The organism is Bradyrhizobium sp. 35, from assembly GCF_023073215.1.
In the GTDB taxonomy this organism is placed as follows: domain Bacteria; phylum Pseudomonadota; class Alphaproteobacteria; order Rhizobiales; family Xanthobacteraceae; genus Bradyrhizobium; species Bradyrhizobium canariense_D.
In genome coordinates this window covers 143,357-167,883 of the sequence record NZ_JADPJC010000120.1, presented here as the reverse complement: position 1 = coordinate 167,883, position 24,527 = coordinate 143,357, and the positions used below count along the sequence as shown (strand labels likewise).

Genomic DNA, 24,527 nt, shown 5'->3' with positions numbered 1-24,527 from the left:
CACAAAGACAGTGACGCAATGATTAACGATGCGGGTAAACACGAAGTTAAGCGCCGTTCAGAAATATGGCGAAACTTAAGGTTCTCGCCACGAAACCCCGGATTATGAAGGCGATCACCCTCATGAAGGCCCTCTTGTGAAGGCTCTTGCCGAACAGATCGGCGACATTGACGGCATCAATATTTATGGCCGTGTGGTCGGCGTGCGCGGCCTGATGGTCGAGGTCGCCGGTCCGATCCATGCGATGTCGGTCGGCGCGCGGCTCGTGATCGAGACCGGCGGCAACCGTTCCATCCCCTGCGAGGTGATCGGCTTCTCCGGCAACAACGCCGTCGTGATGCCGTTCGCCGGTCTGGACGGCGTACGGCGCGGCTGCAAGGCCGTCATCGCCAATGCCGCAAATCAGGTGCGGCCTTGCGCGGCCTGGCTCGGCCGCGTCGTCAATGCGCTGGGGGAGCCGATCGACGGCAAGGGGCCGCTGCCGCAGGGCCCGGCGCCGATGCCGTACCGCAATTCGCCGCCGCCGGCGCACTCGCGGAAGCGCGTCGGCGCGCCGCTCGATCTCGGCGTGCGCGCGATGAACACCTTTCTGACCTGTTGCCGCGGCCAGCGCATGGGCATCTTCGCAGGCTCCGGCGTCGGCAAGTCGGTGCTGCTGTCGATGCTTGCGCGCAACGTCGATGCCGCCGTCAGCGTCATCGGGCTGATCGGCGAACGCGGCCGCGAGGTGCAGGAATTCTTGCAGGACGACCTTGGCGAGGAGGGCCTGGCCCGTTCCGTGGTCGTGGTCGCGACCTCCGACGAGCCGGCGCTGATGCGCCGCCAGGCCGCCTATCTGACGCTTGCGGTCGCCGAGTATTTTCGCGACGAGGAGCAGGACGTCCTCTGCCTGATGGATTCGGTGACGCGCTTTGCCATGGCCCAGCGCGAGATCGGCCTGTCCGCTGGCGAGCCGCCGACCGCCAAGGGCTACACGCCGACCGTGTTCACCGAGCTGCCGAAGCTTCTGGAGCGCGCCGGTCCGGGCCTCGGGGAGGGCGCCATCACCGCGATCTTCACGGTGCTGGTCGATGGCGATGACCATAACGAGCCGATTGCGGATGCCGTCCGCGGCATCCTCGACGGACACATCGTGATGCAGCGCTCGATCGCCGAGCGCGGCCGCTACCCCGCCATCAACATCCTCAAATCCATCTCCCGCACCATGCCGAAATCGGCCGACCCGCAGTTCTGGCCGACCATCCAGAAGGCGCGGGCGGTGATGGCGACCTATGCCGACATGGAAGAATTGATCCGTCTGGGCGCCTACCGCGCCGGCTCCAGCCCCGAGGTCGACGAGGCGATCCGCCTGCACGAGCCGCTGGAGGCCTTCCTGCGCCAGCGCAAGGATGAAAATGCATCGCTGGCGGACGGCTACCGCCAGTTGGCGCAAATCCTTGGTGATTTGGAAACGGAACGCTAACTTTGTCCCGTCATCATCCCATCCCACAGAGTAGTAGAGCCGGTCTTGGCCCCCGTCGGGCCTGTGGGGAGACCGGTGTTGTCCCACGTGCAGCCAAGGGACTTCTGGGGAGTACGAGTCGATGAAGTCACGTGATACACTCATCCGCCTGAAGAAATTTCAGGTCGACGAGAAGCGCCGCCGGGTCACCCAGATCGAGACCATGATCGCCGACTTCCAGCGGATGTCGACCGATCTTGAACGCGAGATCTCGACCGAGCAGGAGCGCGCCGGGATCAACGATCCCTCGCACTTCGCCTATCCGACCTACGCCAAGGCTGCCATCCAGCGTCGCGAGAACCTGACCCGCTCGGCCGACGAGCTGAAGGGCCAGCTCGACGAAGCCAAGGCTGCGCTGGCCGAAGCCTTCGAGGAGCTGAAGAAGGTCGAGCTCCTTGACGAGCGCGATCAGGCCCGCGAACGCGCCGAGGAAAACGCCCGCGAGCAGGCCGATCTCGACAGCATCGGCCTGATGCGTGCCCGCATGGGCGCCGTCGCCTGAGACGCTAGCCGCCAGACCTGCGAGAATTTGCAGAACCCGGACCCCAAGGTCCGGGTTTTCGCATGCCCTGTCCACAGTGTGGCGCCGCGCCCCCTTGGTGGTCGGCTTTGTCGCGCGCTATGGTGGCGGAATGCCAGCGCCTGCGCGGAATGCGACGGGCCGCGCATTGGGGGGCTGAATGCTGACGCCAGCAGAGCTGGTCGGGCTGATTGGGGCGATGGCGCAGGGCGATCAGGCCGCGTTCGAGCGCCTCTACGTCGCCACGCGCGCGAAACTCTATGGCGTCGTGCTCCGTATCTTGCGCCGACAGGATCTCGCAGAGGAGGTCATTCAGGAGACCTACGTCAAGATCTGGAACAGCGCCGGCCAGTTCAATCCCGCTCTCGCGTCGCCGATCACATGGATGGCGTCGATCGCGCGCAACCGCGCCATCGACATCGTGCGCAAGAAGACGGAAGTCTCCATCGAGGAAGAGCCCCAGGCGATGGAAGTCGCAAGCGACAGCCCCGATCCGCTGGCGCGGAGGGAGATGACCGAGGAATTGAAGCGGCTGCTGGAATGTATCGGCCGGCTCGAGCCGGACCGTCAGAGGCTCGTGCTTCTCGCCTATTACAACGGCTGGAGCCGCGAGCAATTGGCGGAGAAATTCGCGGCGCCCGTCAACACGGTGAAGACGTGGCTTCGGCGCAGCATGATGGATATTCGCGAATGTCTCGGGCTATGAGATTCGGGCTACGGGAGCTCATACGGTGAGGGTGGGTCTGGACCGCAAGTGATGGCCTATACGGAGGACCATATCGCGCTCGCCGCGGAATATGCGCTCGGCACGCTCGACGCCGGCGAGCGCGCGCAGGTCGAGACCATGATGGCGGTGGACAAGGCGTTCGCCGATGTCGTGCAGGCGTGGGCATTCCGGCTCGGCGTCCTCAACCAGATGGTCGGCTCGATCGAGCCGCGGCCGATCGTGTGGGAGAACATCAGGTCCGAGCTCGCGCGGACAGGCTTTGCGCAGGATCCGCCAGCACTGCCGGACGCAGCGCCGCCGCCACCTGTGCCGGAATATTCCTCGCCCGACACCGTGCCTCCGCAGGTGCCGTCGGAGAATATGCAGCAACCGCCGCCGCCTCCCGAAGCGGAGCAGCCTGCCCCGGCGCGACTTGAGACCGATGCGATTCCCGACGTCGTGCCGCTATTCATGCCGCAGGTCCACGCGCCGGACCCGGAGGTCGCGCGTGCGCCACCGCCGCCGGTTGCCGACAACAGCAACGTGATCCGGCTCGAGGGCCGCGTGAAGCGCTGGCGCACCATCGCATCCGCCGTCGGCGCGCTCGCGGCCGCGCTGCTCGTGACGCTGTCGCTTCAGATCTTCCTGCCCGACGCGCTGCCGGGCGGCTTGCGACCGGTACCGCGCATCCAGACCGTCGAGGTGAAGACACCGGCGCCGCTCCCGGCGTCGTCGCAATATGTCGCCCTGTTGCAGGGCCAGGGCGGAGGTCCCGCCTTCATCCTCACCATCGACGGCGCGACCAAGAACTTTACGGTGCGTAAAGTGGGCGCGACACCGGAGCCCGGCAAGAGTTTCGAGCTCTGGCTGATCTCCGACAAGCTGCCGCGTCCGCGTTCGCTCGGCGTGATCGGCGCCGGCGATTTCACCGCACGACCGGTGCTCGGCTCGTACGATGCCGACGTTGTCAACGGCGCGACCTACGCCGTCACGCTCGAGCAGGCGGGCGGTTCGCCCAACGGCCAGCCGACCTCGGCGCCGGTGTTTTCCGGCAAGCTGATCGAAACCGTGCCATCGTCACAGCCACAGGCGCCCGCGAAGAAGTAGGTTTCCATTGTCGTCCTGGCGAAAGCCAGGACCCATTGCCCCAAGAGCTTGTTGCAAGAGTGAGCGATGGCAACACGGGTGAGCAACCACTCAATCCCCGAGGTAATGGGTCCTGGATCGGCGCTCGCTCTGCTCGCTTGTCGAGGACGACCCCGGGGGGCATTGGACGCTTCAACATGTGGTGGCAATGCCTGATCGGTTCTGTCGCCACGGTCCGTCCCGCGTCGTCTTCCGACAAATTCCGCCGAATCCGCCCCCGATTTGAACCTCTCCGCGTTTCGCGGCGTCAAATGCCCGGAATTTGCAGTCGGCGCCCCCCAATCATGGTGCCGGAGAGGGGCGAGAAATCAGATGGATGCAGCGAAAACGTCGGGCATCTTCATTCACCAATATGCGGGGCTGCCACACGGTCCGGCCTTCGAACATTGGCGCGAGCGGACTTTCGGGGCCTGTGGCCTGGATATCGCGCCGAGCCGGGGCGACAGCATCGATTGCCGGCTCCAAGTCAGCGTGGTCGACAATATCGCGCTCGCCATTCCCGAAGGCGCCTCCGCACAATATTCACGCACCCAGAGCCATCTTGCCGACGGCAGCGACGATCTCGTCCTGATCGCCGCGCATGCGGGCCTCGTCCGCGTCGGGCAGAACGGCCATGCCGTGGAGCTTGCGCCCGCGCAAATGGTGCTCGTCGACATGGGCATCACCGGCACCGTCGGCCACACCGAGGAAGATCGCTTCACCACCATCCGCATGCCGCGCCGCGCGCTGCTCGAGATCCATCCGCGCGCCGAGGACAAGCTGTCGCAAGTGCTCTCGGACGGCGCGCTCGCCGAGACGATCTTGCGCTACCACTCCCTTGCCGCCCATCATGCGCCGCATCTCGATGCCGTCGGCCAGCGCCTCACCGCGCAGCACATGGTCGATCTCGTCGGCCTGCTGCTCGGCACCGACGCCGAACATGCAAGTCTCGCGCGCGGGCGAGGTCATGCGGCGGCCCGTCTCGATCTCATGCGCGCCGACGTGATGGCTGCGCTTGGCCGCAACGATCTCTGCCTGTCCGAGATTGCTACGCGCTCCGGCCTGAGCCCGCGTCAGGCACAGCGCCTGTTCGAGCAGGCCGGAACGACCTTCACCGAATTCGTGTTGGAGCAGCGCCTGCTGCAGGCGCGCAAGCTGCTCAGCGATCCCCGCGCCAGGACCCGCAAGATCAGCGACATCGCGCATTCGTCTGGCTTCTCCGATCTGTCCTATTTCAACCGCGCCTTCCGCAAGCGCTTTGCCGCGACGCCGTCGGAACTGCGCGAGGCCTGAGCCGACCGAGAATTTGTGCGGCGCGCCGGTACCACCGCAGTTGGTCCATCCGGCAGGATGAGCTATATTTGTCTGCGCGGTCAGACAGCTTGATCGTTCGTCGCTTCGTCGTCGCTCTCTTGGGAAATGCAGTCAACGGACATGGCGCGTATCGTCGTGCTCGGCGCCGGGTTTGCAGGTCTGTGGGCGGCCATCGGTGCCGCACGCAAGCGCGAGGAGATCGGCGCGGCCGGCCGTGACATCGAGATCCGTGTCATCGATCGCAATCCCTACCACAACATCCGCGTCCGCAATTACGAGGCCGATCTCAGCGAGGTCGCGCTTCCGCTGCCGCAGCTGCTCGATCCGATCGGCGTCAGTCACGGGATCGGCGAGGTCGAAGCCATCGATCCGGCACGGCGGGAGATTTCGCTGGTCACGGGAGGCGGCGACGAGACGCTGGCTTATGACCGGCTGGTGCTGGCGCTCGGCAGCGAAGTGATGCGTCCCGACATTCCCGGGCTTGCCGAGCATGCTTTCGATGTCGACACTTATTCAGCGGCGCGCCACCTCGAGGATCATCTCACCTCGCTCGGACGCAGCGTGCCCGCGCCGGGGCGCTCGACGATCGTCGTGGTCGGCGCCGGCTTCACCGGCATCGAGGTCGCGGCCGAGATGCCCGACAGGCTGGCGCGCGCCGGCATTACCGGCAGCCGCCGCATCATCCTGGTCGATCCCAATCCGGTGGTGGGCGCCACGATCGGCGCGCATGCGCGTCCCGTCATCGCGACGGCGTTGGCCTCGCTTGACGTCGAGACGCGGCTCGGCGTGCGCGTCGTCTCCGTCGAGGCCGCCGGACTGCGTCTGAGCTCGGGCGAATTCATTCCGACGCGGACGGTGATCTGGTGTGCCGGGATGCGCGCGAGCCCCTTGGCCGCAAGCTTTCCGGACGCACGCGATCGCCTCGGGCGTCTTCTGGTCGATCCCATGATGCGGGTTGCGGATGCCGGCGGCGTGTTCGCGGCCGGCGACGTCGCCTCGAGCGTGGTCGACGGCTTGCATCCGACCGTGATGTCCTGCCAGTTCGCGCGTCCGATGGGCCGCTTCGCCGGCCACAATGTGGTCGCCGATCTCGCGGGCCTGCCGATGCTGCCGCTGCGGATAGACTGGTACGTGACCGTGCTCGATCTCGGCGGCTGGGGCGCACTCTATACGGAAGGGTGGGACCGCGAAGTCCGCGCCACCGGCGCGGCCGCGAAGGCAACCAAGCAGACGATCAACCGCAAGCGCATCTATCCGCCGTTGTCGGGCAGCAAGGACGAGCTATTCGCTGCGGCAGTCCCAACCGTGCAGGCGCCGCCGCCGACGTATGGGGCGCGGTAGTATCCGTGCCTGTTGCGGGATGACGGCGGTACGTTTTCCATCGTCATTGCGAGCGTAACGAAGCAATCCAGAATGTCTCTGCGGAGGGATTCTGGATTGCTTCGTCGCAAGAGCTCCTCGCAATGACGCAGCTGCACGCGCGTGCGCTCACGGTGACGACATACCCCAGACATGAGAAAGCGCCCGTGGGGGGCGGGCGCTTTCTGTAGTCGACTTGGGGTTGGGGTCGTCTACATATCCACGTGGCGACTTTGGGGGGCTGATAAAGAGCCGCGTGAATTCCTGAAACTCAAATCTCCTTAGCGAACGAGGGAAACGTTCGAGCTGGTGATAGCGATCGGCTTGCCCGCCTTCATGACGCGAGCGGTCTGGGTCAGGCCGTCATCTGAACTCGTACGCGCGGTGATCCCGAGACCCGCCACCGTGATGCCGGCAACGAGCGCGACAACCACGATCTTGAGGTGGGTCGAGCGATCTGCGCTGTAAATCGAGTGGTTCATGGAAGGCTCCTGCCGCCATCTACCCGAAGTAGTCGCCTGCGTGCTTGGGCAGGTTCATGCTTCCGGTGCCCAACAACCTAGTATTGGGGGATTCGTTCCCAAGAGGCGATCACAAGGGCGTGACAGGACGTGAGAAGCCGCGATCAGAAAACGACCCTTGATCGTGCAATTTAGCAATTATTTCAAAGCTGTAATGTGTCTGCCAAGCGCCTTGCCCGCCGTCGATCGGCAAGGCGCCAAAACCTGAAAAACCATTTGCCTGTGGCCAAAAAACACACGGCTTCTTAAGGCAAATCAGATGCTTCCGACCGTTTTCAACCTCGCCCTGGGGTGGATTTCAGCCTGCGACAGCACGGTCGTCTGGGCCCGGAACCGCTCGACCAGGGAACGCACGAAGGGACGAATTGCCGCAGAGGTGACCAGCACCGGGGCCTCGCCTTCACGCGCCGCGCGCTCGAAGGCGTCGCGCACGCCGGTCATGAACTCCGACAGCTTCGAGGGCTGCATCGCGAGGCTGCGCTCCTCGCCCTGGCCGATAATGTATTCGGCGAAGGCTTGTTCCCAACGGGCCGACAGCGCGATCAGCGGCAGGTAGCCGCTGTAAGAGGTGTTCTGCGCACAGATCTGCCGCGCCAGGCGGGCGCGGACGTGCTCGACCATGGTGGCCGGATTGCGCGAGAAGGCGAGCGAGTCGGCGATGCCTTCGAGGATGGTCGAGAGGTCGCGGATCGAGATGCGCTCGGCGAGCAGCAGCTGCAGCACGCGCTGGATGCCGGAGACGGTGACCTGTCCGGGCACGATGTCCTTGACCAGCTCGCCCTGCTCCTTCGGCAGCTCCTTGAGCAGCTTCTGCACCTCGCCATAGGAGAGCAGGTCCGACATGTTGGCCTTGAGCAGCTCGGTGAGGTGGGTCGAGAGCACGGTCGCGGCGTCGACGACGGTATAGCCCTTGAGCGAGGCCTCCTCCTTGAGGCTGGCATCGACCCAGGTCGCGGGCAGGCCGAAGGTCGGCTCGGTGGTGTGGATGCCGGGCACCTGCACCTGGCTGCCGCCGGGGTCCATGACCATGAACTGGTTCGGCCAGATCTTGCCGGTGCCGGCGTCGACCTCCTTGATCTTGATGATGTAGGTGTTGGCTTCGAGCTGGACGTTGTCGAGGATGCGCACGGCGGGCATCACAAAACCCATCTCGATCGCGAGCGAGCGGCGCAGCGCCTTGATCTGCTCGGTGAGGCGATCGGTGCCGTCGGGGCCGTTGACCAGCGGCAGCAGGGCATAGCCGAGCTCGATCTTGAGATCGTCGATCTTCAACGCCGCGGAGATCGGCTCCTCCGCCGCAGCGGAGCCGGCTGCGCCCGGCGTTCCGGGCGCAGGTGCGGTCTTCGCGACTTCCTCAGCCCTGGCAGTCGCCCGGTTGCGGTTGCGGGCGTGCCAGGCGAGCGCACCGGCGCCGGAGCCGAGCGCCAGGAAGGGAAGGGTCGGGATGCCCGGCAGGGCCGCCAGCACCAGCATGACCGCCGCGGACATCGCGAGCGCCTGCGGATATCCGGAGAACTGCTTCATCAACGCCTTGTCGGCGGCGCCGGACACGCCGGCCTTGGAGACGAGCAGGCCGGCCGCGGTCGAAACGATCAGCGCCGGCACCTGGGTGACGAGGCCGTCACCGACGGTCAGCAGCGTGTAGCTGCGGCCGGCATCGGCAAAGGACAGACCCTGCTGCGCCACGCCGATGATCATGCCGCCGACGACGTTGATGAAGACGATCAGGAGGCCGGCGATGGCATCGCCGCGGACGAATTTGGAGGCACCGTCCATGGCGCCGAAGAAGCCGCTCTCGTCCTCCAAATCCTTGCGCCGCTGCTTGGCGACCGTCTCGTCGATCAGGCCGGCGGAGAGGTCGGCGTCGATCGCCATCTGCTTGCCGGGCATGGCGTCGAGGTGGAAGCGTGCCGCGACTTCGGCGATACGGCCCGAACCCTTGGTGATGACGACGAAGTTGACGATGATCAGGATGGCGAAGACGATGATGCCGATGACGAAATTGCCGCCCATCACGAAGCTGCCGAAGGCTTCGATGACGTGACCGGCGGCATCCGTGCCCTCGTGCCCGTGCGACAGGATCAGGCGGGTCGAGGCCATGTTGAGCGACAGCCGCAGCATGGTCGAGATCAGCAGAACGGTCGGAAAAGCGGAGAATTCCAGCGGCGCCTGGATGAACAGCGACGTCATCAGGATCAGGATCGAGAGTGTGATCGAAATCGCCAGGAACAGGTCCAGCACTATCGCAGGCAGCGGAAGGATCAGCACCACCAGGATGGTGAGAACGCCGAGCGCGAGCGCGATATCGCCGCGCTTGAGGATGTTGCCGACTTCGGCAAGGGTCGGGAAACCGGCGTTCGTGCTGCCTACGCCCTGTCCTGCGGTGACGTCGACCATGGTAGCTGCCCCTCCGCGCGACTGCCGTCCGCGCGCCCCAAATGTCTGCGCGGCGGCCGAGGGGCCGCCGTTCCGAAAGTGAGGCACCGCACTGGCGTCCACGGGAGCTCCCGTTCTACGCGGCTGACGACACTCGACTCCACTGGGCAATTCTTGCCGGGTGTATGGTTAGCAAAGGGTTAATAAAGGGTGCGGCATGGGGGCTGACCGGGGTATTTCGGCCATCTGGCAGGCAAGCAGTCGTCATGCCCGGCTTGTCCCGCCGAAGGCGTGGATGGCCGGGACGAGCCCGGCCATGATTTGTGGAAGCGTCTGGGGCCGATATCGGCGGACGGAGGAAGTGGCCCTACTTCGCCTTCTCCATCCGGGTCACCGTATAGCCCGAAGTCGCCTCTTCGGCTTCGAAAGTCACCTTGTCGCCGACCTTCACCTGCTTGAGCACGGCCGGGTCCTTGACGCGGTAGATCATGGTCATGGGTTCATCCATGCCGAGGTTCTTCGCGGGCCCGTGCTTGAGCGTGATCTTGCCGGCGCCCTCGTCGATCTTCTTGACCTCGCCGCTGATCGCGGCGCCCTGGGCTGCCAGGGCACCTGTGGCACGGCCGACGGCCAGCGCCAGCGCGGCGGCGATACGGATGATGCGGTTCATGGGAGCCTCCCTTGCGTTACTTCACGGTGACGTGGCCGACCATGCCGTAGTCGCGGTGGTCGGGAATCAGGCAGGAAAATTCGAACGTGCCGGCCTTGCTGAACTTCCAGAGGATCTCGGCTGTCTTGCTCGGCGCGAGCCTGACCCCGTTGGGATCGTCATGCTCCATGTGCGGGTGCTTCTTCATCTCCACCGCATGCGCGAGATTCTCCTTTGTGGTGGCGAGCAGGAATTCATGGTCCTCCTTACCGACATTGCGCAGCACGAAGCGAATCTGCTCGCCGCGTTTGACCTCGATCCTGGCGGGGGCATAGTCCATCTCGTTCAGCAGGATCTCGATGGTGCGCGCGGGCTTTTTGGGATCGCCGGGCTCGCCGGCCGAAAAGGTGCCGTGCCCGTGCTGGTCGTGGGCCAAGGCCGGCGCGGTGGAAAGCGCGGCCAGCGCGAGACCGAGCTTGATCGTCGTCTTCATTGGTAGCTCCAGTTGGTGGTGGTTCATCGAAACGCTCACATCTTCATGTTCTTCATCGGCGGTCCGCCTGGTTGTTGCCGCACGGGCTCCGGGGCCGGCGGCGTGACCTCGTAGGCGACGGTGCCCTGCGGGAATTGGTAGGGGCCGGGATCGCGATAATCGTCCCGCGCGAGGCCTTCGCGGATCTTCATCACCGTGAACATGCCGCCCATCTCGATCGGGCCGAACTGACCGGTGCCGGTCATCATCGGCAGCGTGTTGTCGGGCGCGGGCATCTCCATGTTGCCCATCGCCATGCCGGTCGAGCCCATCGCCATGCCGTCAGGCGCGAGCTTGCCGACCGCCTTGACGAGATCCTTGCGCGACACCCCGATCATATTGCGCATGTCGTGTCCCATCGCATTCATGGTGTGATGCGACTTGTGGCAGTGGAACGCCCAGTCGCCGGGGTTGTCGGCGAGCACGTCGAACACCCTGACAGCGCCGACCGGTACGTCCGTCGTCGTCTCCGGATATTGCGCGCTCTCCGGAATCCAGCCGCCGTCGGTGCAGGTCACCGCAAAGCTGTGGCCGTGCAAATGGATCGGATGGTTGGTCATGCTGAGATTGCCGATGCGCACGCGCACCTTGTCGCCGAGCCTGACCGGCAGCGGATCGATGCCGGGAAACACCCGCGCATTCCAGGTCCACATGTTGAAGTCGGTCATCTCGTTGACCTTCGGCAGATAAGTGCCGGGATCGACGCGATAGGTGCTCATGACGAAGACGAAGTCGCGGTCCACGGCCCGAAAGCTCGGGTCGCGCGGATGCACGACGACCATGCCCATCATGCCCATCGCCATCTGCACCATCTCGTCCGAATGCGGATGGTACATGAAGGTCCCGCTCTTCCTCATCTCGAACTCGTAGACGAAGGTTTTTCCCGGCTGGATGTGCGGCTGGGTAAGTCCGCCGACACCGTCCATGCCGCTGGGAATGATCATGCCGTGCCAGTGCACGGTGGTGTATTCGGGCAGCCTGTTGGTCACGAAGATGCGGACCTTGTCGCCCTCGACGGCCTCGATCGTCGGGCCCGGTGACTGGCCGTTATAGCCCCACAAATTCACCTTCATGCCCTCGGCGAATTCGCGCACCACGGGCTCGGCGACGAGATGGAATTCCTTCCAGTCGCCGTTCATCCGGAACGGCAGCGACCAGCCGTTCAGCGTGACGACGGGGCGATAGTCCGGCCCACTGACGGGGTGCAGCGGCGGCTGCATCACCACCTTGTCCATGTGCGGGGCTTCCGGAATCGAGGCGGCCTGGGCGCGGCCGCTGACGACGGATGCGCCGGCGAGCGCGGCGCTACCCAAAAATCCTCGGCGGGAAAACATGTTGGCCTCCATGTCAGTGACCGCCATCGGCAGGCGCTGCCGCGGCGAGAGTGGTTGAATTGTCGCCGTCAGCAGGCGCGCCGCCGCCATTGACGGCGGTCTGCAAGTCGGATTGGGCAAGGAAAAATCTTTGCCTGGCATCGATTGCACCGCGCAGCGACGCGAGCCGCTGCCGCGCCTCGGTGAGCAGCGCGAAGATATCGACCTGCATGCTGGAGAAGCGGAGCTGCATCTCCTCCGTGATGATTTTTCGCAAGGGGATGATCTCGCGCTGATAATGGCTGGCGATGTCGTAGCCGGAGCGATAGACCCGATAAGCATCGCGTGCCTCGGAGCGTACATTCACGGCGCGCTCGGTCAGCCGGTTGAAGGCGAAATTGTAGGTCTCCGCCGCCTGCCGCACCCGCACCTCGCCGCCGTCGAAGATCGGGATCTGGAACTGCACGTCGAAGCCGCGCTCGCGGAACGGCGCGCCTTCCGGATCCCGGGTCCGGCGGGAGATGCCGGCAAGATCGAGCAGTGTCACGAAGCGCGTCGCCTCCGTGAGGTTCAGCGACTTTGCGAGCGCGCTCAGCTCGAGCCGCGCGATCTGCAGGTCGATGCGATGGGCGACCGCGTCGGCTTCGATCGACGGCAAAGCCTGCGGCCGGCGCGGCAGCGGCGGCAGTTGATTGGGCAGCCGGAAGTCGAGGCCGCCGTCCCACAGCCCCATCAGGCGCGCCAGCTTTTCGCGCGCGCTCGTCGCCGTCTGTCGCGCGGTGGCGAGGTCGGCGGTGGTTTCGGCGTAAAACACCTGTTCTCGGGCCTGATCGAGCTTGTTGATCGAGCCAGTTTCGCCGAGCTTGACCGCGAGCTGCGCGGTTGATTCCGCCGTCGCCTTCGCATCCGTCAGCAACGCCACCATCTCGTTGCCGCCAACGGCGCGCCAATAAGCGCGGCGGACATCGGCGGCAAGCCGCAACGTCGCCAGGCTTGCGCGCAATTGCGCCTGGCGGAAACGGTCGCGGGCGATTTCCGAGCGGAACGGCAGGGTGGCGAGCGCGAGGATGTCGCCGACAATTTGACGCTCGATTTCGCTGGCGCCGTTGCCCGAGATCCGGGAGACCGAGAACACGGGATTGGGCGGCAGGCTCTGCTCGACGAGATCGGTCTCGGCCAGCGCCAGCTCGTTATAAGCGGCCTGAAGCCCCTTGTTGTTGAGCAGTGCGATCTGCACGGCGGTCTCGATGCTGAGTGTTCGCGACAGCAGCTGGCGAACGCGCGCGTCGACCGCGCCGGCTCCTTCGGTTGTTCGCACAAAGGCGACATCCTTGTTGATGGTCTGGCTCGTCAGCTCCGAGACGGCATTCATGCCGCTTTCCGGCGAGAAGGCGGCGCAGCCTGCAAGTCCAAACGAGGTGAGACCGAGCAGGCTTAGCGCGAGACGATGTGTCATGGCGCGCTCCTACCGGTCTTGCTTGAGCTGCGGCGCGACGCTCTCGTTGCGCTCGCGCCATGGTGCCGGCGTCGCGGGCCGCAGGCTGGTGTAGGGCGCAATCGTCGAACGATAGCCGGCGCGCGCGATCTTGGCCGCGGGATCGGCAGGATCAGCGCCAGCGACTTGTATCGTTGCCGGCATGCAGCCGGACAACGCCAAGGCCGTCGCGGCCAGCAGCGGCCAATTGAATCGAAAGTGTCGTCCCCGCGCCGCGGATGCAGCGGCGGACTTCGCCCCGGAAAGCGTAAGCATGAGTCATCCCTGATCTGTCTGGAGACCACAGGTGCGCGCGCGCGGATGCGCGCTCGGCCTGACGTCGTCGCGCGTCAGATCAGGCGATCGGAGGGCGGTAGTGCAGGGGCGGCGCCGCGCTGTGCAGGCTGGCCACGATCTCGGGCGAGCAGGCGGAAACCGGCTGAAGCGACTTTGCGACGCTGGGCAGGTCGGCCGGCAGCGCGCTCACGCACATCATCGCGCAGCACGGTCCCGCCGTACCCTTGCCGCCGTGATGATGAGGGGTGGGGGGCGCGTCCTGCACGGCGCCCTGATGATGCGCATGCGGCCTGGCGTGGTCATGCGAGGCGCCGTCATGCGTGTGGCCGGCCTGCATCTGGTGATGCACCGGCACGCGGTCGGCGAGAAGCGCGTCGTCGAGGCACGGTGCTGGAGCGCTACCCCAGGCGAGGCTTGCGGCCGGCGCGATCACGCAGAACAGATAGGCGAAGGCAATGAAGCGCCCCACCTTGATCCGCATCGATCGTGTCAATCGCAGCAACATTCCGCCGACATGCTCTCCGCGCCGCCGTGTTGCATGCGCTGATTTGCAAAATAATGACAAAACGCGCGTTCGCCAAGCTCCATCTTACCGCAGTGCACCGTGCATGCCCAATATCGCGCCACAATGGTTGACCCTGTGGTGATCCGCGGGCCATGGTCCCGCCCGTGCACGCACCAAATCAGTTAGGACAAACACCCGAAGCATTCACCCCTGATTCGCGTCAGGCCTGGATGCGCCTCGTCATTGCGCTTCTGATCGGCTCGATCGGCGGTGTCGGCATGTGGGCGATCGTCGTCATGATTCCCGCGGTGCAGGCCGAATTCTCCGCCACGCGCGGCGCGGTGTCGCTGGCTTTCACCCTGATGATGTTCGGTTTCGGGCTTGGCGGCGTCATCGCCGGCAGGATCACCGACCGCTTCGGCATCGTGGCGGCTATGGCGATCAGCATTGCCTTCCTCGGGGTCGCCAATGTGCTGGCGGGTCTGTCGACCCAGCTCTGGCAGTTCGTGGCGGCGTATTTCCTGATCGGGCTCGGCACGTCGGCGACCTTTGCGCCGCTGATGGCGGAGGCCTCGCACTGGTTCGAGCGCTATCGCGGCCTGGCCGTGACGATCGTCGCCAGCGGCAATTATGTCGCCGGCACGATGTGGCCGCCGCTCGTGAGCACGGGCATGCAGACGATCGGCTGGCGCTTCACTCATATCGGCATCGGCCTCGTCTGCGTCAGCCTGATGACCATCCTGGTGCTGGTCCTGCGCGCGCAGATGGGCGACGACAAGGTTCACGATCATGCCAATGCAGCGCCGCCGCGGGTCGACCTCAAGCTCTCGACCAACACGCTGACGGTGCTGCTCTCGATCGCCAGCATTTCCTGCTGCGTCGCCATGGCAATGCCGCAGGTGCATATCGTCGCCTATTGCGGCGATCTCGGATATGGCGTGGCGCGCGGCGCCGAGATGCTGTCGCTGATGATGGCCTGCGGCATCGTCAGCCGGATCGGCTCCGGCTACCTCGCCGACAAGATCGGCGGCATCCCCACACTGCTGATCGGTGCGGTGGCGCAAGGCTTTGCACTCGTGTTCTATCTGTTCTTCGACGGCCTGACCTCGCTCTATTTAATCTCCGCGATGTTCGGCCTGTTCCAGGGCGGCATCGTGCCGAGCTATGCCATCATCGTGCGCGAGGCGATGCCGGCGAGCGAGGCCGCAACCCGCGTCGGCATCGTGATCTTCGCCTCCGTGTTCGGCATGTCCTTCGGCGGCTGGGTCTCGGGCGTCATCTTCGATGCGACAGGTTCCTACGCCGCGGCGTTCGCCAACGGCGTGGCGTGGAACGCGCTCAATATCGGCATCGTCTTGACGCTGCTGATCCGCTCGCGGATCAATGCAGTCAGGACCGGTCCGGGTTTTGCGACCTAGACTGCCTGTCCCGCCTTCAGCAGCGAACAACCCGTGATCTTGTAGCTGCCGTCCGGCTGCTGCTCCAGCGTGTAGAGCGCTTCCCAGGCCTCGCCATTGGCATCGATGATATGGACGTGCTGGGCAATCCGGCTGCCCTCGCTCTTGCTGTCGCCAAATTCAAAGCTCTTGTGCCGATAGACCGGCGGATAGCCGTTTTGCACCATGGACATGAAGATGTCGGGCGCGGGGAAGATCTCCTGGATCGCAAAAGCGGCGTAGGAATAGGCCCCGCGCGCGTCGTCGCGGCCGAATGCCTGCTCCTGGGCGCGGATGATACTCTGTGCCGTCGCGACATCGTCGGCGCGCGCTGAGATGGGACCGAAGGCGACACTGAGAAAGACCAGCAAGGCGGCGATGCGCATGACAAGCTCCGCGTTGAAATCCCGGCGGCGCCGATCCTAGCACATCTCGCGGGCTATCGCTTCCGCTTTGCAGCCGGCTTCGCAGGCTTGGCGGACGCGCGGACCTTGGCTTTCATGGCAGGCTGCACCCGCAAACCGTCAACGAACACGTCGAGCATCCGCAGCACCGAGGATTGCCAGCCGGGCTGGTCGTGCATGTAGCACATGCCGAAGAACGCGCGCAGCAAGTCCTCGGGACTGATGTCCGCGCGCATCGCGCCGGCCGCGGCTGCGCGATCGAGCAGCGAGCCGATCGCCTTGGTCAGGCGCTCAAAGGAAAAGGCATGCAACTCCGACCCGCTCTGCACCGCGAGTGCCAGGGCTGCCACCATGCCCTTCTTGGTGGCAACGAATTCGACTCCTGAGCGCAGCCAGCGCCTGAGCGCGTCGACCGGGTCACTGGCGTTCTTCAACTGCTCGGCGAGCTCGCTGAGCTGCTCGACCTCGCGCCGGTACACCGCCTCGAACAAATCCTCGCGGGTCGGGAAATGCCGATAGAGCGTGCCGATGCCGACGCCGGCGCGTTTTGCGACGGCCTCCAGGCTCGCCTCCGGACCACCCGCGTTGAACACGGCCTTGGCCGCCTCGAGCACGCGCTCGCGATTGCGCACGGCATCGGCGCGGGGCTTGCGGGTCTGGTCGGTGTGCTCGTCCATCCAGGCAATGTAGATCACGAATTAGTTAGATTGAACCCTTGTGGGGCTGCATCGCGTTGATGCGCACGGGCTTTTGACGAATTCCAAATATTTCCCGCCGGCCCTTGTTAAGCGGAGGCTGCCTCCGTATTTTCGCTGAAGACGCTGGCTCGGATGATATTCGGACGGCGCGGAATCGACGGCGGCCACGGCGGTGGCGCGCTGCACGATCACTCATGTCTATACCTGATCGGAGCCTTGTATGAACCACTCCATCAGCCTCACCGTGAACGGTGCACGGCGCGACTTCGTCCTCGACGATCCGCGCGTCACGTTGCTCGATCTCCTGCGTGAGCGCCTCCATCTGACCGGAACCAAGAAGGGATGCGACCGCGGCCAATGCGGCGCCTGCACCATTCTCGTCGACGGCAAGCGCATCAACTCCTGTCTCGCGCTGGCCATCAGTCATGACAGCGCCGACATTCTCACCATCGAGGGCGTGGCGCGCGGCGACCAGCTTCACCCCGTGCAGGCCGCTTTCATCGCCCATGACGGATTTCAGTGCGGCTTCTGCACGCCCGGCCAGATCATGAGCGCGATCGGCATGATGAGCGAGGCGCAGGCCGGCAACGATCCCGAGCGCATTCGCGAATGCATGAGCGGCAATCTGTGCCGCTGCGGCGCCTATGCCGGCATCGTCGATGCCGTGCTCGACGCGCAGGCCGGCATGGACGAATCCAATCAGAGGCGCTCCGCATGAAGCAATTTGATTACGTCAGGCCGGCCACGGTTGCCGAGGCCGTCGCCGCCGCGACGCAGCCGGGCGCCGCCTATCTTGCCGCCGGCACCAATCTGCTCGATCTGATGAAGGGCGGCGTCAGCCGTCCGGATCGTCTGGTCGACGTTACCCATCTCGACGGACTCGATCGGGTCGAGCGCCTCGCCGACGGTGGTATCCGCATCGGCGCACTAGTGAGTAACGCCGATCTTGCGCATGACGCAGATTTTGCCAAGGCCTATCCGGCCGTCGCCGAAGCGCTACTCTCCGGCGCATCGGCGCAGCTGCGCAACGCCGCGACCATCGGCGGCAATCTGCTGCAACGGACGCGCTGTGCCTATTTCTACGACACCGCAAGTCGCTGCAATAAGCGCGAGGCCGGCAGCGGCTGCGACGCTCGCGACGGCGAGAACCGCACCCACGCCGTGCTCGGCTGGAGCGAAAACTGCATCGCCACGCATCCGTCCGACTTCTGCGTGCCGCTGGTTGCGCTCGACGCCATCGTCGAGATTGAGGGCAGGAACGGGCGGCGCGAGATCGCGCTCGACGAATTGCATCGCCTGCCCGGCGATACGCCCGAGCGTGAATCGGCGCTTGAACCGGGTGATCTCATCGTCGCGGTGCGCCTGCCGCCCGCTGCGCGCGGCTTTGCCGCTCATGCGCGCTATCTCAAGGTCCGCGACAGAACGTCCTACGCGTTTGCCGTCGTCTCGGCTGCCGCTGCGCTGCGGATCGAGAACGGCAAGATCGCGGAGGCGCGGCTTGCGCTCGGCGGTGTCGCCGCAAAGCCCTGGCGCGCCCGCGCTGCGGAGGATGTGCTCAGGAACGTCGCGCCCACGGTGGACGCTTTCCAGGAAGCCGCCTCGCGCGCGCTCGCCGACGCAAAACCGTCCGGCGACAACGCCTTCAAGATCGAGCTCGCGCGCCGCATCGTCGTACGCGCGCTGAGCCTCGCCGCCGCCGGTACGCCCGTGCGCATCCCCGCGCTGCCGGCCTCTCCCTTTGCCTCGACGTCCGGAGCCATTCATGCCCGAGCTTAATCTCACCAGCGCGCCCGCTCATCTGCGCCACGGCTCGAACATCGGCCAGCCGCTGACCCGCCGCGACGGGGTCCTCAAGGTCAAGGGCCAGGCGACCTACGCCGCCGACAATCATCCGCCCGGCATGCTGTTTGCGGTGATGGCCGTTTCCAGCATTTCGCGCGGTCGCGTGACTTCGCTCGATGTCGCCGCTGCCAAGCGCCACCCCGGCGTCGTCGATGTCATGACGTCAGACCACAAGCCTGAGCTTGCGATCGACCCCGAGATCAAGACCAATCCATTCGTGTTCCGGATGGAGGTGTTGCAGAGCAATGAGGTCCGATACGCCAACCAGCCTATCGCCGTCGTGATCGCCGAGACGCTGGAGGCGGCGACGGAAGGCGCGGCGCTGCTGGCGCCGCGCTACGAGACGCTGCCCGCGCTCATCGGCCTCGATGCGGGTGAAAGCTTCGTGCCGCCGGTCGTCGGTGTCGGCAACCCCACGGAAAATCACCGCGGCGATGTCGAGGCGGGGCTTGCCTCCGCCGACAAGCGGATCGACGCGATCTACGAAACGCCGCCGCAATATCACAACGCAATGGAGCCGCATGCGATCGTGGCTGCCTGGAACGGCGACAGTCTGCAGATCGACATGCCGACCCAGGGTCTCATGCTGTCGCTGGCGCGCGTTGCCGAATTGTTCGGCATCGCACACGACAAGATCCACATCCGCAGCCCGTTCCTCGGCGGCGGGTTCGGCTCGAAGGGGCTCATGGCCGGCCCTCCGGTGCTCGGCATTATGGCGGCAAAGCTCGTCGGCAAACCGGTCAAGCTGGTGCTGCGCCGTGAGCAGATGTACGGCCCGGTCGGCCATCGCGCGCCGACGCGGCAGCGGCTGCGCATCGGCACAGATGGCGAGGGGCGCCTGACCGCGCTCGATCACCATGCGAGGACCGTGTCGAGCACGTTCGACGATTTCTACGAACCCGCGGCTGATGCCTCGCACACGCTCTATGCGGCGCCCGCGATCCGCACCTCGCATGATGCCGTGCGCGTCAACACCGGCACGCCGTTGTTCATGCGCGCGCCCGGCGAGGCCACCGGCTCGATCGCGCTAGAGAGCGCGATCGACGAGATGGCGTGGGCTTGCGGCATCGATCCGCTCGCCTTTCGTCTGAAGAACTATGCCGAGGTCGAGCCCATCACCGGCAAGCCGTTCTCGTCCAAGGCATTGCGCGCCTGCTACGAGCAGGGAGCGGCGCGCTTCGGCTGGGCGAAGCGATCGCTCCAGCCGCGGCAGATGCGCGACGACGATGGCCTTCTGGTCGGCTGGGGCATGGGCACCGCGACGTTCCCGGCGCTGATGTTCCAGGCCGAGGCACGCGCAGTGCTTCGCCGCGACGGCTCCGGCGCCATGGAAATCGGCGCGCATGACATGGGGCAGGGCGCCTGGACGGCGCTGGCGCAGATTGCGGCCGACGAACTGGGGCTTGATATCGACCGCGTCGAGTTCAAGGCGGGTTCATCCGACCTGCCCGATGCCGGCATCGCCGGCGGCTCGGCACACACGGCAACCGCGGGTGCCGCGATCCACAGCGCAGGCGCGGCCGTGATTGCAAAACTCGCCGATCTCGCCACCAACGATGAGCGCTCGCCGCTGTTTGGCGCCGGCAATGCCGGCGTGATCGCGCGCGATGGCAGGTTGATCCGGCGCGACGACGAGAGCCGCGGCGAAAGCTATTCCGAGATTCTCGCGCGCGCCAGCGTCGCCGAGCTCGAGGCGCGCGGCACGGGCGCGCCGAATCCGGCGGCGATGGAGGAGTATGCGATGCACGCCCACGGCGCGGTGTTCGCGGAGGTGAAGGTCGATCCCGAGCTCGGCCAGGTCCGCGTCACCCGCATGGTCGGCGCTTTCGCCGCGGGACGCATCGTCAACCCGCGTATGGTGCAGAGCCAGCTGTTCGGTGGCATGATCTGGGGCCTGTCCTTCGCGTTGCACGAGGAAGCCATCACCGACCGCCGCACGGGCCGGATCATGAACGCCAATCTCGGCGAGTACCATATCCCGGTGAATGCCGACGTGCCGCCGCTCGACGTGATCACGGTCGATGAGCACGACCCGCACGTGAACGCGCTCGGTATCAAGGGTGTCGGCGAGATCGGCATCACCGGCAGTGCGGGCGCGGTTGCCAACGCGGTGTGGCATGCGACGGGCGTCCGTGTCCGCCGTTTCCCGATCCGGATCGAGGAGTTGCTGACGTAGCCTTTAAGCAGCGGCGGGCGAGGCCGTCTCGCTCTCCGCCTGCTAGTGCAGCTTCTTGCGAAGAGCCTTGAGCGCTTCTCGCTGCGACTCGATGTAGTTCGCGATGGCCTTGCGCAGCTCCTCCGAATGGAGCTTGTCGTTGTCGCGCTGCACTTCATCGAGTGCGGCCTCTGCATTTGCGAGCGTGATCTTCATAGCGAGCCCTGTTACGAAGCGGCTCCGGAAAGCGGAGGCTGCTTGGCTATGGCTCGAAATATATAGAGGATCAGGCTGCGGAAATTGAGATGGCTCAAGCTCCGTAAGATACCGGTGGCTCCGTAGGATCGCGGATAACTTCAAAATGTCGGCGGTGTGCAGGCCGAGATCACCTCGCACGGCTTGCCGCCGACGCAGCGGAAGCGATGCGGACGCCGGCTCTCGAAGTAATAGGCATCGCCCGGATTGAGGATGCGGCGCTCGTCCTCGACGGTGACTTCGAGCTTTCCCGAGATCACGATGCCGCCTTCCTCGCCGTCATGGACGAGGTGAACGCGCCCGGTGTCGCTGCCGGGCTCGTAGCGCTCCTTCAGAATCTGCAGGCTGCGACCGAACAGATTGTCGCCGATCTGCCGATAGGAGATCGGCTTCTTGCCGACCTCGGTCAGCTCTTCGCCGCGGTAAAATATCTTGCGCCGGCTCTCCGGCTCCAGCGCGAAGAATTCGGCGAGCCCCATCGGAATGCCGTCGAGGATGCGCTTGAGGGCGCCGACCGACGGGTTCATCTGGTTGGATTCGATCAGCGAGATCGTCGAATTGGTGACGCCGGCGCGCTTGGCGAGTTCGCGCTGCGACAGCTTCTGGCGCGCCCGGATGAATCGCAGCCGTCCACCGATATCGACGCTCATGTCCCTGTCCCGTGTTGCAGGTGTTGCGGATCGCGCAAATATGGACCGGCAGCCCCAGTTAAATCAATGGCTTGCAGCCTCTCAGAAAAGGACTTGTTGCGCTATTCAAGCCGTGCCTCTGGTAGCAGGTCAGCAAAGGAGCGTGGCCCGTGACCCTTCATCAGATTCCGAACACCATCAAGACCGACTCGTTCTGGATGCCGTTCACGGCCAACCGGCAATTCAAGAAGGCGCCGCGCCTGTTCTCCTCGGCCGAGGGCATGCACTACACCACCGTCGACGGCCGCAAGGTGATCGACGCCTCCGCCGGCCTCTGGTGCGTCAATGCCGGCCACGGCCGCAAGCAGATCGCCGCCGCCGTCGAGCGCCAGCTGATGACGCTGGACTTCGCACCGTCGTTCCAGATGGGCCATCCGCTGGCATTCGACTTCGCCGAGCGTCTGGCCGAGATCGCGCCGAAGGGTCTCGATCGCATCTTCTTCACCAATTCCGGCTCCGAGTCGGTCGACACCGCGCTGAAGATCGCGCTCGCCTATCACCGCGCCAACGGCCAGGCGAGCCGCACCCGTTTGATCGGCCGCGAGCGCGGCTATCACGGCGTCGGCTTCGGCGGCACCTCGGTCGGCGGCATGGTCGCCAACCGCCGCGCCTTCGCGACCCTGCTGCCGGGCGTCGACCACATCCGCCACACCCACGATCTCACCCGCAACGCCTTCGCCAAGGATCAGCCCGAGCATGGCGCCGAGCTCGCCGATGATCTCGAGCGGTTGGTGGCCCTGCATGGCGCCGAGACCATCGCCGCCGTCATCGTCGAGCCAGTGCCCGGATCGACCGCGGTGTTGCCGCCGCCGAAGGGCTATCTCCAGCGCCTGCGCGAGATCTGCGACAAGCACGGTATTCTCCTGATCTTCGACGAGGTCATCACCGGCTTCGGCCGCCTCGGCACGCCGTTCGCCGCCAACTTCTTCGGCGTCACGCCTGACATGATGACGACGGCCAAGGGCATCACCAACGGCACCGTTCCCTGCGGCGCCGTGTTTGCGAGCCGCAAGGTTCACGACGGCCTGATGGTCGGCCCGGAGAACGCGATGGAGCTGTTCCACGGCTACACCTATTCGGCGCACCCGGTCGCCTGCGCCGCGGGCATCGCGACGCTCGACATCTACAAGGATGAAGGCCTGCTGACGCGCGGTGCTTCGATCTCTGAATACTGGCGCGACGCGCTGCATTCGCTGAAGGGCCTGCCTAACGTCGTCGATATCCGCAATTGCGGCCTGATGGGCGCGGTCGAGCTGTCGCCGCGTGACGGCACCGTCGGCGTGCGTGGCTACGACGTCATGGTCGACTGCTTCAATCGCGGGCTGTACTTCCGCATGAGTGGCGATAGCTTTGCGCTGTCGCCTCCGCTCATCGTCGAGAAGAGCCACATCGACGATATCGTGTCGATCCTCGGCGACGCCATCAAGCAGGTGGCCTGATAATTGCTCTCGCCGTTGCCGAGTTCCTCTTGCAGCGGCGAGCGTGATGCCGCGGGAGTTTGACCAAGCGTGAAAGTTCTGATCCTCGGCAGCGGTGTCATCGGTGTCACCTCTGCCTACTACCTCGCGCGTGCCGGCCATGAGGTGACGGTTGTCGACCGTCAGCCCGAACCGGCGCTCGAGACCTCCTTTGCCAATGCCGGCGAAGTGTCGCCCGGCTATTCCTCGCCGTGGGCCGGTCCCGGCGTCCCGGTGAAGGCGGTCAAATGGCTGCTGATGAAGCACGGCCCGCTGGTGATCCGGCCGAAGCTCGATCCCGTGATGTGGGTCTGGCTGCTCAAGATGCTGCGCAACTGCACCAGCGAACGCTACGCGATCAACAAGAGCCGGATGATTCCGATCGCGGAATACAGCCGCGATTGCCTGCGCGACCTGCGCCGCGACATCGGCATCCAGTATGACGAGCGCTCGCAGGGCACGCTGCAGCTGTTTCGCTACCAGGCCCAGCTCGACGGCACCGGTGAGGACATCGCCGTGCTCAAGCAATACGGCGTGCCGTTCGAGGTGTTGAGCCGCGAGGGCTGCATCGCGGCCGAGCCGGCTCTGGCGGGCGTGAAAGAGAAGGTCGCGGGCGGACTACGCTTGCCGCAGGACGAGACCGGCGACTGCCACATGTTCACGCAGGCACTGGCCAAGCATGCCGAAGCGCTCGGCGTGCGCTTCATGTTCAATACCGGCATCGACCGCATCGTCACCGACGGGGCGCGCGTCAGCGGCGTCGCGACCAGCGCTGGGATGTTGCAGGCAGACGCTTACGTGCTCGCGCTCGGAAGCTGGTCGTCGCGGCTGGTCGCGCCGCTCGATATTTCGCTGCCAGTCTATCCCGTGAAAGGTTATTCGATCACGGTACCGATCAAGGACGCTTCCGGCGCGCCGGAATCGACGGTGATGGACGAGAGCTATAAAGTCGCCATCACGCGCCTCGGCAATCGCATCCGCGTCGGCGGCACCGCCGAAATCTCCGGCTTCTCGAGCCAGCTCTATGGTGCGCGACGCGCCACGCTCGATCACTCGCTGACCGATCTGTTCCCGCGAGGCGGCGATCTCTCCAAGGCGACGTTCTGGAGCGGCCTGCGCCCGATGACGCCGGACGGCCCGCCCGTGATCGGCCCGACGCAATACGCCAACCTTCACCTCAACACCGGCCATGGCACGCTAGGCTGGACCATGTCCTGCGGCTCCGGCCGCGTGCTCGCCGACATGCTGTCAGGCAAGAAGCCGGACATTGATGTGAGTGCGCTGACAGTGGACCGGTACAAGTACCGGTTTGGCTAAGACTCTATCCTCCCGTCATTGCGAGGAGCTCTCGCGACGAGGAATCCAGAGTGTCTCCGCGGTGAGAATGTGGATTGCTTCG

At 65.3% G+C, this 24,527-nt stretch carries 24 protein-coding genes; 12 read left to right on the top strand and 12 right to left on the bottom strand.

Annotated features, from left to right (window positions below; genetic code table 11):
* The first annotated feature begins 136 nt into the window (after nt 1-136).
* The 6 genes from fliI to IVB36_RS26205 all read left to right on the top strand — a co-directional run bounded on the left by fliI (nt 137) and on the right by IVB36_RS26205 (nt 6,507).
* Nucleotides 137-1,462, top strand: a complete 1,326-nt coding sequence (fliI, locus tag IVB36_RS26230; protein ID WP_018455719.1) for a flagellar protein export ATPase FliI — start codon at nt 137-139, stop codon at nt 1,460-1,462.
* Nucleotides 1,463-1,583: 121 nt separating this feature from the next.
* Nucleotides 1,584-2,003 carry a flagellar export protein FliJ gene (fliJ, locus tag IVB36_RS26225; protein WP_007606301.1) on the top strand — a complete coding sequence of 140 codons (420 nt, stop codon included), beginning with the start codon at nt 1,584-1,586 and terminating at the stop codon, nt 2,001-2,003.
* 178 nt (nt 2,004-2,181) lie between these two features.
* Entirely contained in the window at nt 2,182-2,727 is a 546-nt protein-coding gene (locus tag IVB36_RS26220; protein WP_018455718.1) for a sigma-70 family RNA polymerase sigma factor, read from the top strand.
* Nucleotides 2,728-2,778: 51 nt separating this feature from the next.
* On the top strand, nt 2,779-3,834 hold the full coding sequence (locus IVB36_RS26215; RefSeq protein WP_247372424.1) for an anti-sigma factor: 1,056 nt from the start codon (nt 2,779-2,781) through the stop codon (nt 3,832-3,834).
* Nucleotides 3,835-4,185: 351 nt separating this feature from the next.
* Nucleotides 4,186-5,145, top strand: coding sequence for an AraC family transcriptional regulator (locus tag IVB36_RS26210; RefSeq protein ID WP_247393446.1), 960 nt, complete (start codon nt 4,186-4,188; stop codon nt 5,143-5,145).
* A 141-nt stretch (nt 5,146-5,286) separates the two neighbouring features.
* Nucleotides 5,287-6,507 carry an FAD-dependent oxidoreductase gene (locus IVB36_RS26205; protein WP_247393443.1) on the top strand — a complete coding sequence of 407 codons (1,221 nt, stop codon included), beginning with the start codon at nt 5,287-5,289 and terminating at the stop codon, nt 6,505-6,507.
* A gap of 299 nt (nt 6,508-6,806) precedes the next feature.
* Here the strand turns inward: IVB36_RS26205 and IVB36_RS26200 are convergent, their stop codons facing one another.
* From IVB36_RS26200 to IVB36_RS26165, 8 genes are all read right to left on the bottom strand, one after another.
* Nucleotides 6,807-7,007 (bottom strand): hypothetical protein, encoded by a 201-nt coding sequence (locus IVB36_RS26200; RefSeq protein ID WP_247294690.1) that lies wholly within the window; start codon nt 7,005-7,007, stop codon nt 6,807-6,809.
* A 294-nt stretch (nt 7,008-7,301) separates the two neighbouring features.
* A complete protein-coding gene (flhA, locus tag IVB36_RS26195; protein WP_247393440.1) occupies nt 7,302-9,443 on the bottom strand; it encodes a flagellar biosynthesis protein FlhA in 2,142 nt (713 codons plus the stop codon).
* 346 nt (nt 9,444-9,789) lie between these two features.
* Complete coding sequence (locus IVB36_RS26190; protein ID WP_247393438.1) at nt 9,790-10,092, bottom strand: copper-binding protein; 303 nt, start codon at nt 10,090-10,092, stop codon at nt 9,790-9,792.
* 16 nt (nt 10,093-10,108) lie between these two features.
* The gene (locus IVB36_RS26185) at nt 10,109-10,564 is read right to left on the bottom strand and encodes a cupredoxin family protein (RefSeq protein ID WP_085383679.1); all 456 of its coding nucleotides are present in this window, start codon (nt 10,562-10,564) and stop codon (nt 10,109-10,111) included.
* Between the two features lie 35 nt (nt 10,565-10,599).
* Entirely contained in the window at nt 10,600-11,937 is a 1,338-nt protein-coding gene (locus IVB36_RS26180) for a copper oxidase (protein WP_247294688.1), read from the bottom strand.
* A 13-nt stretch (nt 11,938-11,950) separates the two neighbouring features.
* Nucleotides 11,951-13,372, bottom strand: a complete 1,422-nt coding sequence (locus IVB36_RS26175; RefSeq protein ID WP_247393437.1) for a TolC family protein — start codon at nt 13,370-13,372, stop codon at nt 11,951-11,953.
* A gap of 9 nt (nt 13,373-13,381) precedes the next feature.
* The gene (locus IVB36_RS26170; RefSeq protein ID WP_018455708.1) at nt 13,382-13,666 is read right to left on the bottom strand and encodes a hypothetical protein; all 285 of its coding nucleotides are present in this window, start codon (nt 13,664-13,666) and stop codon (nt 13,382-13,384) included.
* A gap of 79 nt (nt 13,667-13,745) precedes the next feature.
* Nucleotides 13,746-14,168 carry a hypothetical protein gene (locus IVB36_RS26165; RefSeq protein WP_247372433.1) on the bottom strand — a complete coding sequence of 141 codons (423 nt, stop codon included), beginning with the start codon at nt 14,166-14,168 and terminating at the stop codon, nt 13,746-13,748.
* Between the two features lie 176 nt (nt 14,169-14,344).
* Between IVB36_RS26165 and IVB36_RS26160 the strand changes: the two genes are divergently transcribed.
* A complete protein-coding gene (locus IVB36_RS26160) occupies nt 14,345-15,610 on the top strand; it encodes an MFS transporter (protein WP_247372435.1) in 1,266 nt (421 codons plus the stop codon).
* On the opposite strand, the gene IVB36_RS26155 is transcribed toward IVB36_RS26160, so the two are convergent.
* Both IVB36_RS26155 and IVB36_RS26150 read right to left on the bottom strand, forming a co-directional pair.
* Nucleotides 15,607-16,014 carry a DUF4864 domain-containing protein gene (locus IVB36_RS26155; RefSeq protein WP_247393433.1) on the bottom strand — a complete coding sequence of 136 codons (408 nt, stop codon included), beginning with the start codon at nt 16,012-16,014 and terminating at the stop codon, nt 15,607-15,609. The genes IVB36_RS26160 and IVB36_RS26155 overlap by 4 nt on opposite strands.
* Nucleotides 16,015-16,067: 53 nt before the next feature.
* Complete coding sequence (locus IVB36_RS26150) at nt 16,068-16,709, bottom strand: TetR/AcrR family transcriptional regulator (protein WP_247372583.1); 642 nt, start codon at nt 16,707-16,709, stop codon at nt 16,068-16,070.
* Between the two features lie 241 nt (nt 16,710-16,950).
* Between IVB36_RS26150 and IVB36_RS26145 the strand changes: the two genes are divergently transcribed.
* From IVB36_RS26145 to IVB36_RS26135, 3 genes are read left to right on the top strand one after another with little or no spacing between them, the layout of a single operon-like run.
* Nucleotides 16,951-17,448 carry a 2Fe-2S iron-sulfur cluster-binding protein gene (locus IVB36_RS26145; protein ID WP_204513706.1) on the top strand — a complete coding sequence of 166 codons (498 nt, stop codon included), beginning with the start codon at nt 16,951-16,953 and terminating at the stop codon, nt 17,446-17,448.
* Nucleotides 17,445-18,506: a xanthine dehydrogenase family protein subunit M gene (locus tag IVB36_RS26140; RefSeq protein WP_247372440.1), complete on the top strand. Its 1,062-nt coding sequence runs from the start codon at nt 17,445-17,447 to the stop codon at nt 18,504-18,506. The genes IVB36_RS26145 and IVB36_RS26140 overlap by 4 nt, the downstream gene beginning before the upstream one ends.
* Entirely contained in the window at nt 18,493-20,748 is a 2,256-nt protein-coding gene (locus IVB36_RS26135) for a xanthine dehydrogenase family protein molybdopterin-binding subunit (protein WP_247393430.1), read from the top strand. Before IVB36_RS26140 ends, IVB36_RS26135 begins: the two co-directional genes overlap by 14 nt.
* Before the next feature lie 42 nt (nt 20,749-20,790).
* Here the strand turns inward: IVB36_RS26135 and IVB36_RS26130 are convergent, their stop codons facing one another.
* Nucleotides 20,791-20,943, bottom strand: a complete 153-nt coding sequence (locus tag IVB36_RS26130; protein WP_018455699.1) for a hypothetical protein — start codon at nt 20,941-20,943, stop codon at nt 20,791-20,793.
* Nucleotides 20,944-21,083: 140 nt separating this feature from the next.
* A complete protein-coding gene (locus IVB36_RS26125) occupies nt 21,084-21,632 on the bottom strand; it encodes a cupin domain-containing protein (protein WP_007600574.1) in 549 nt (182 codons plus the stop codon).
* Nucleotides 21,633-21,781: 149 nt separating this feature from the next.
* Here IVB36_RS26125 and IVB36_RS26120 point away from each other — a divergent pair, with 149 nt between their 5' ends.
* Together IVB36_RS26120 and IVB36_RS26115 are read left to right on the top strand one after the other, a co-directional pair.
* Nucleotides 21,782-23,110, top strand: a complete 1,329-nt coding sequence (locus tag IVB36_RS26120; RefSeq protein WP_247372444.1) for an aspartate aminotransferase family protein — start codon at nt 21,782-21,784, stop codon at nt 23,108-23,110.
* 69 nt (nt 23,111-23,179) lie between these two features.
* Nucleotides 23,180-24,445: a D-amino acid dehydrogenase gene (locus IVB36_RS26115; RefSeq protein WP_247372446.1), complete on the top strand. Its 1,266-nt coding sequence runs from the start codon at nt 23,180-23,182 to the stop codon at nt 24,443-24,445.
* The last annotated feature ends 82 nt before the right edge of the window (nt 24,446-24,527 follow it).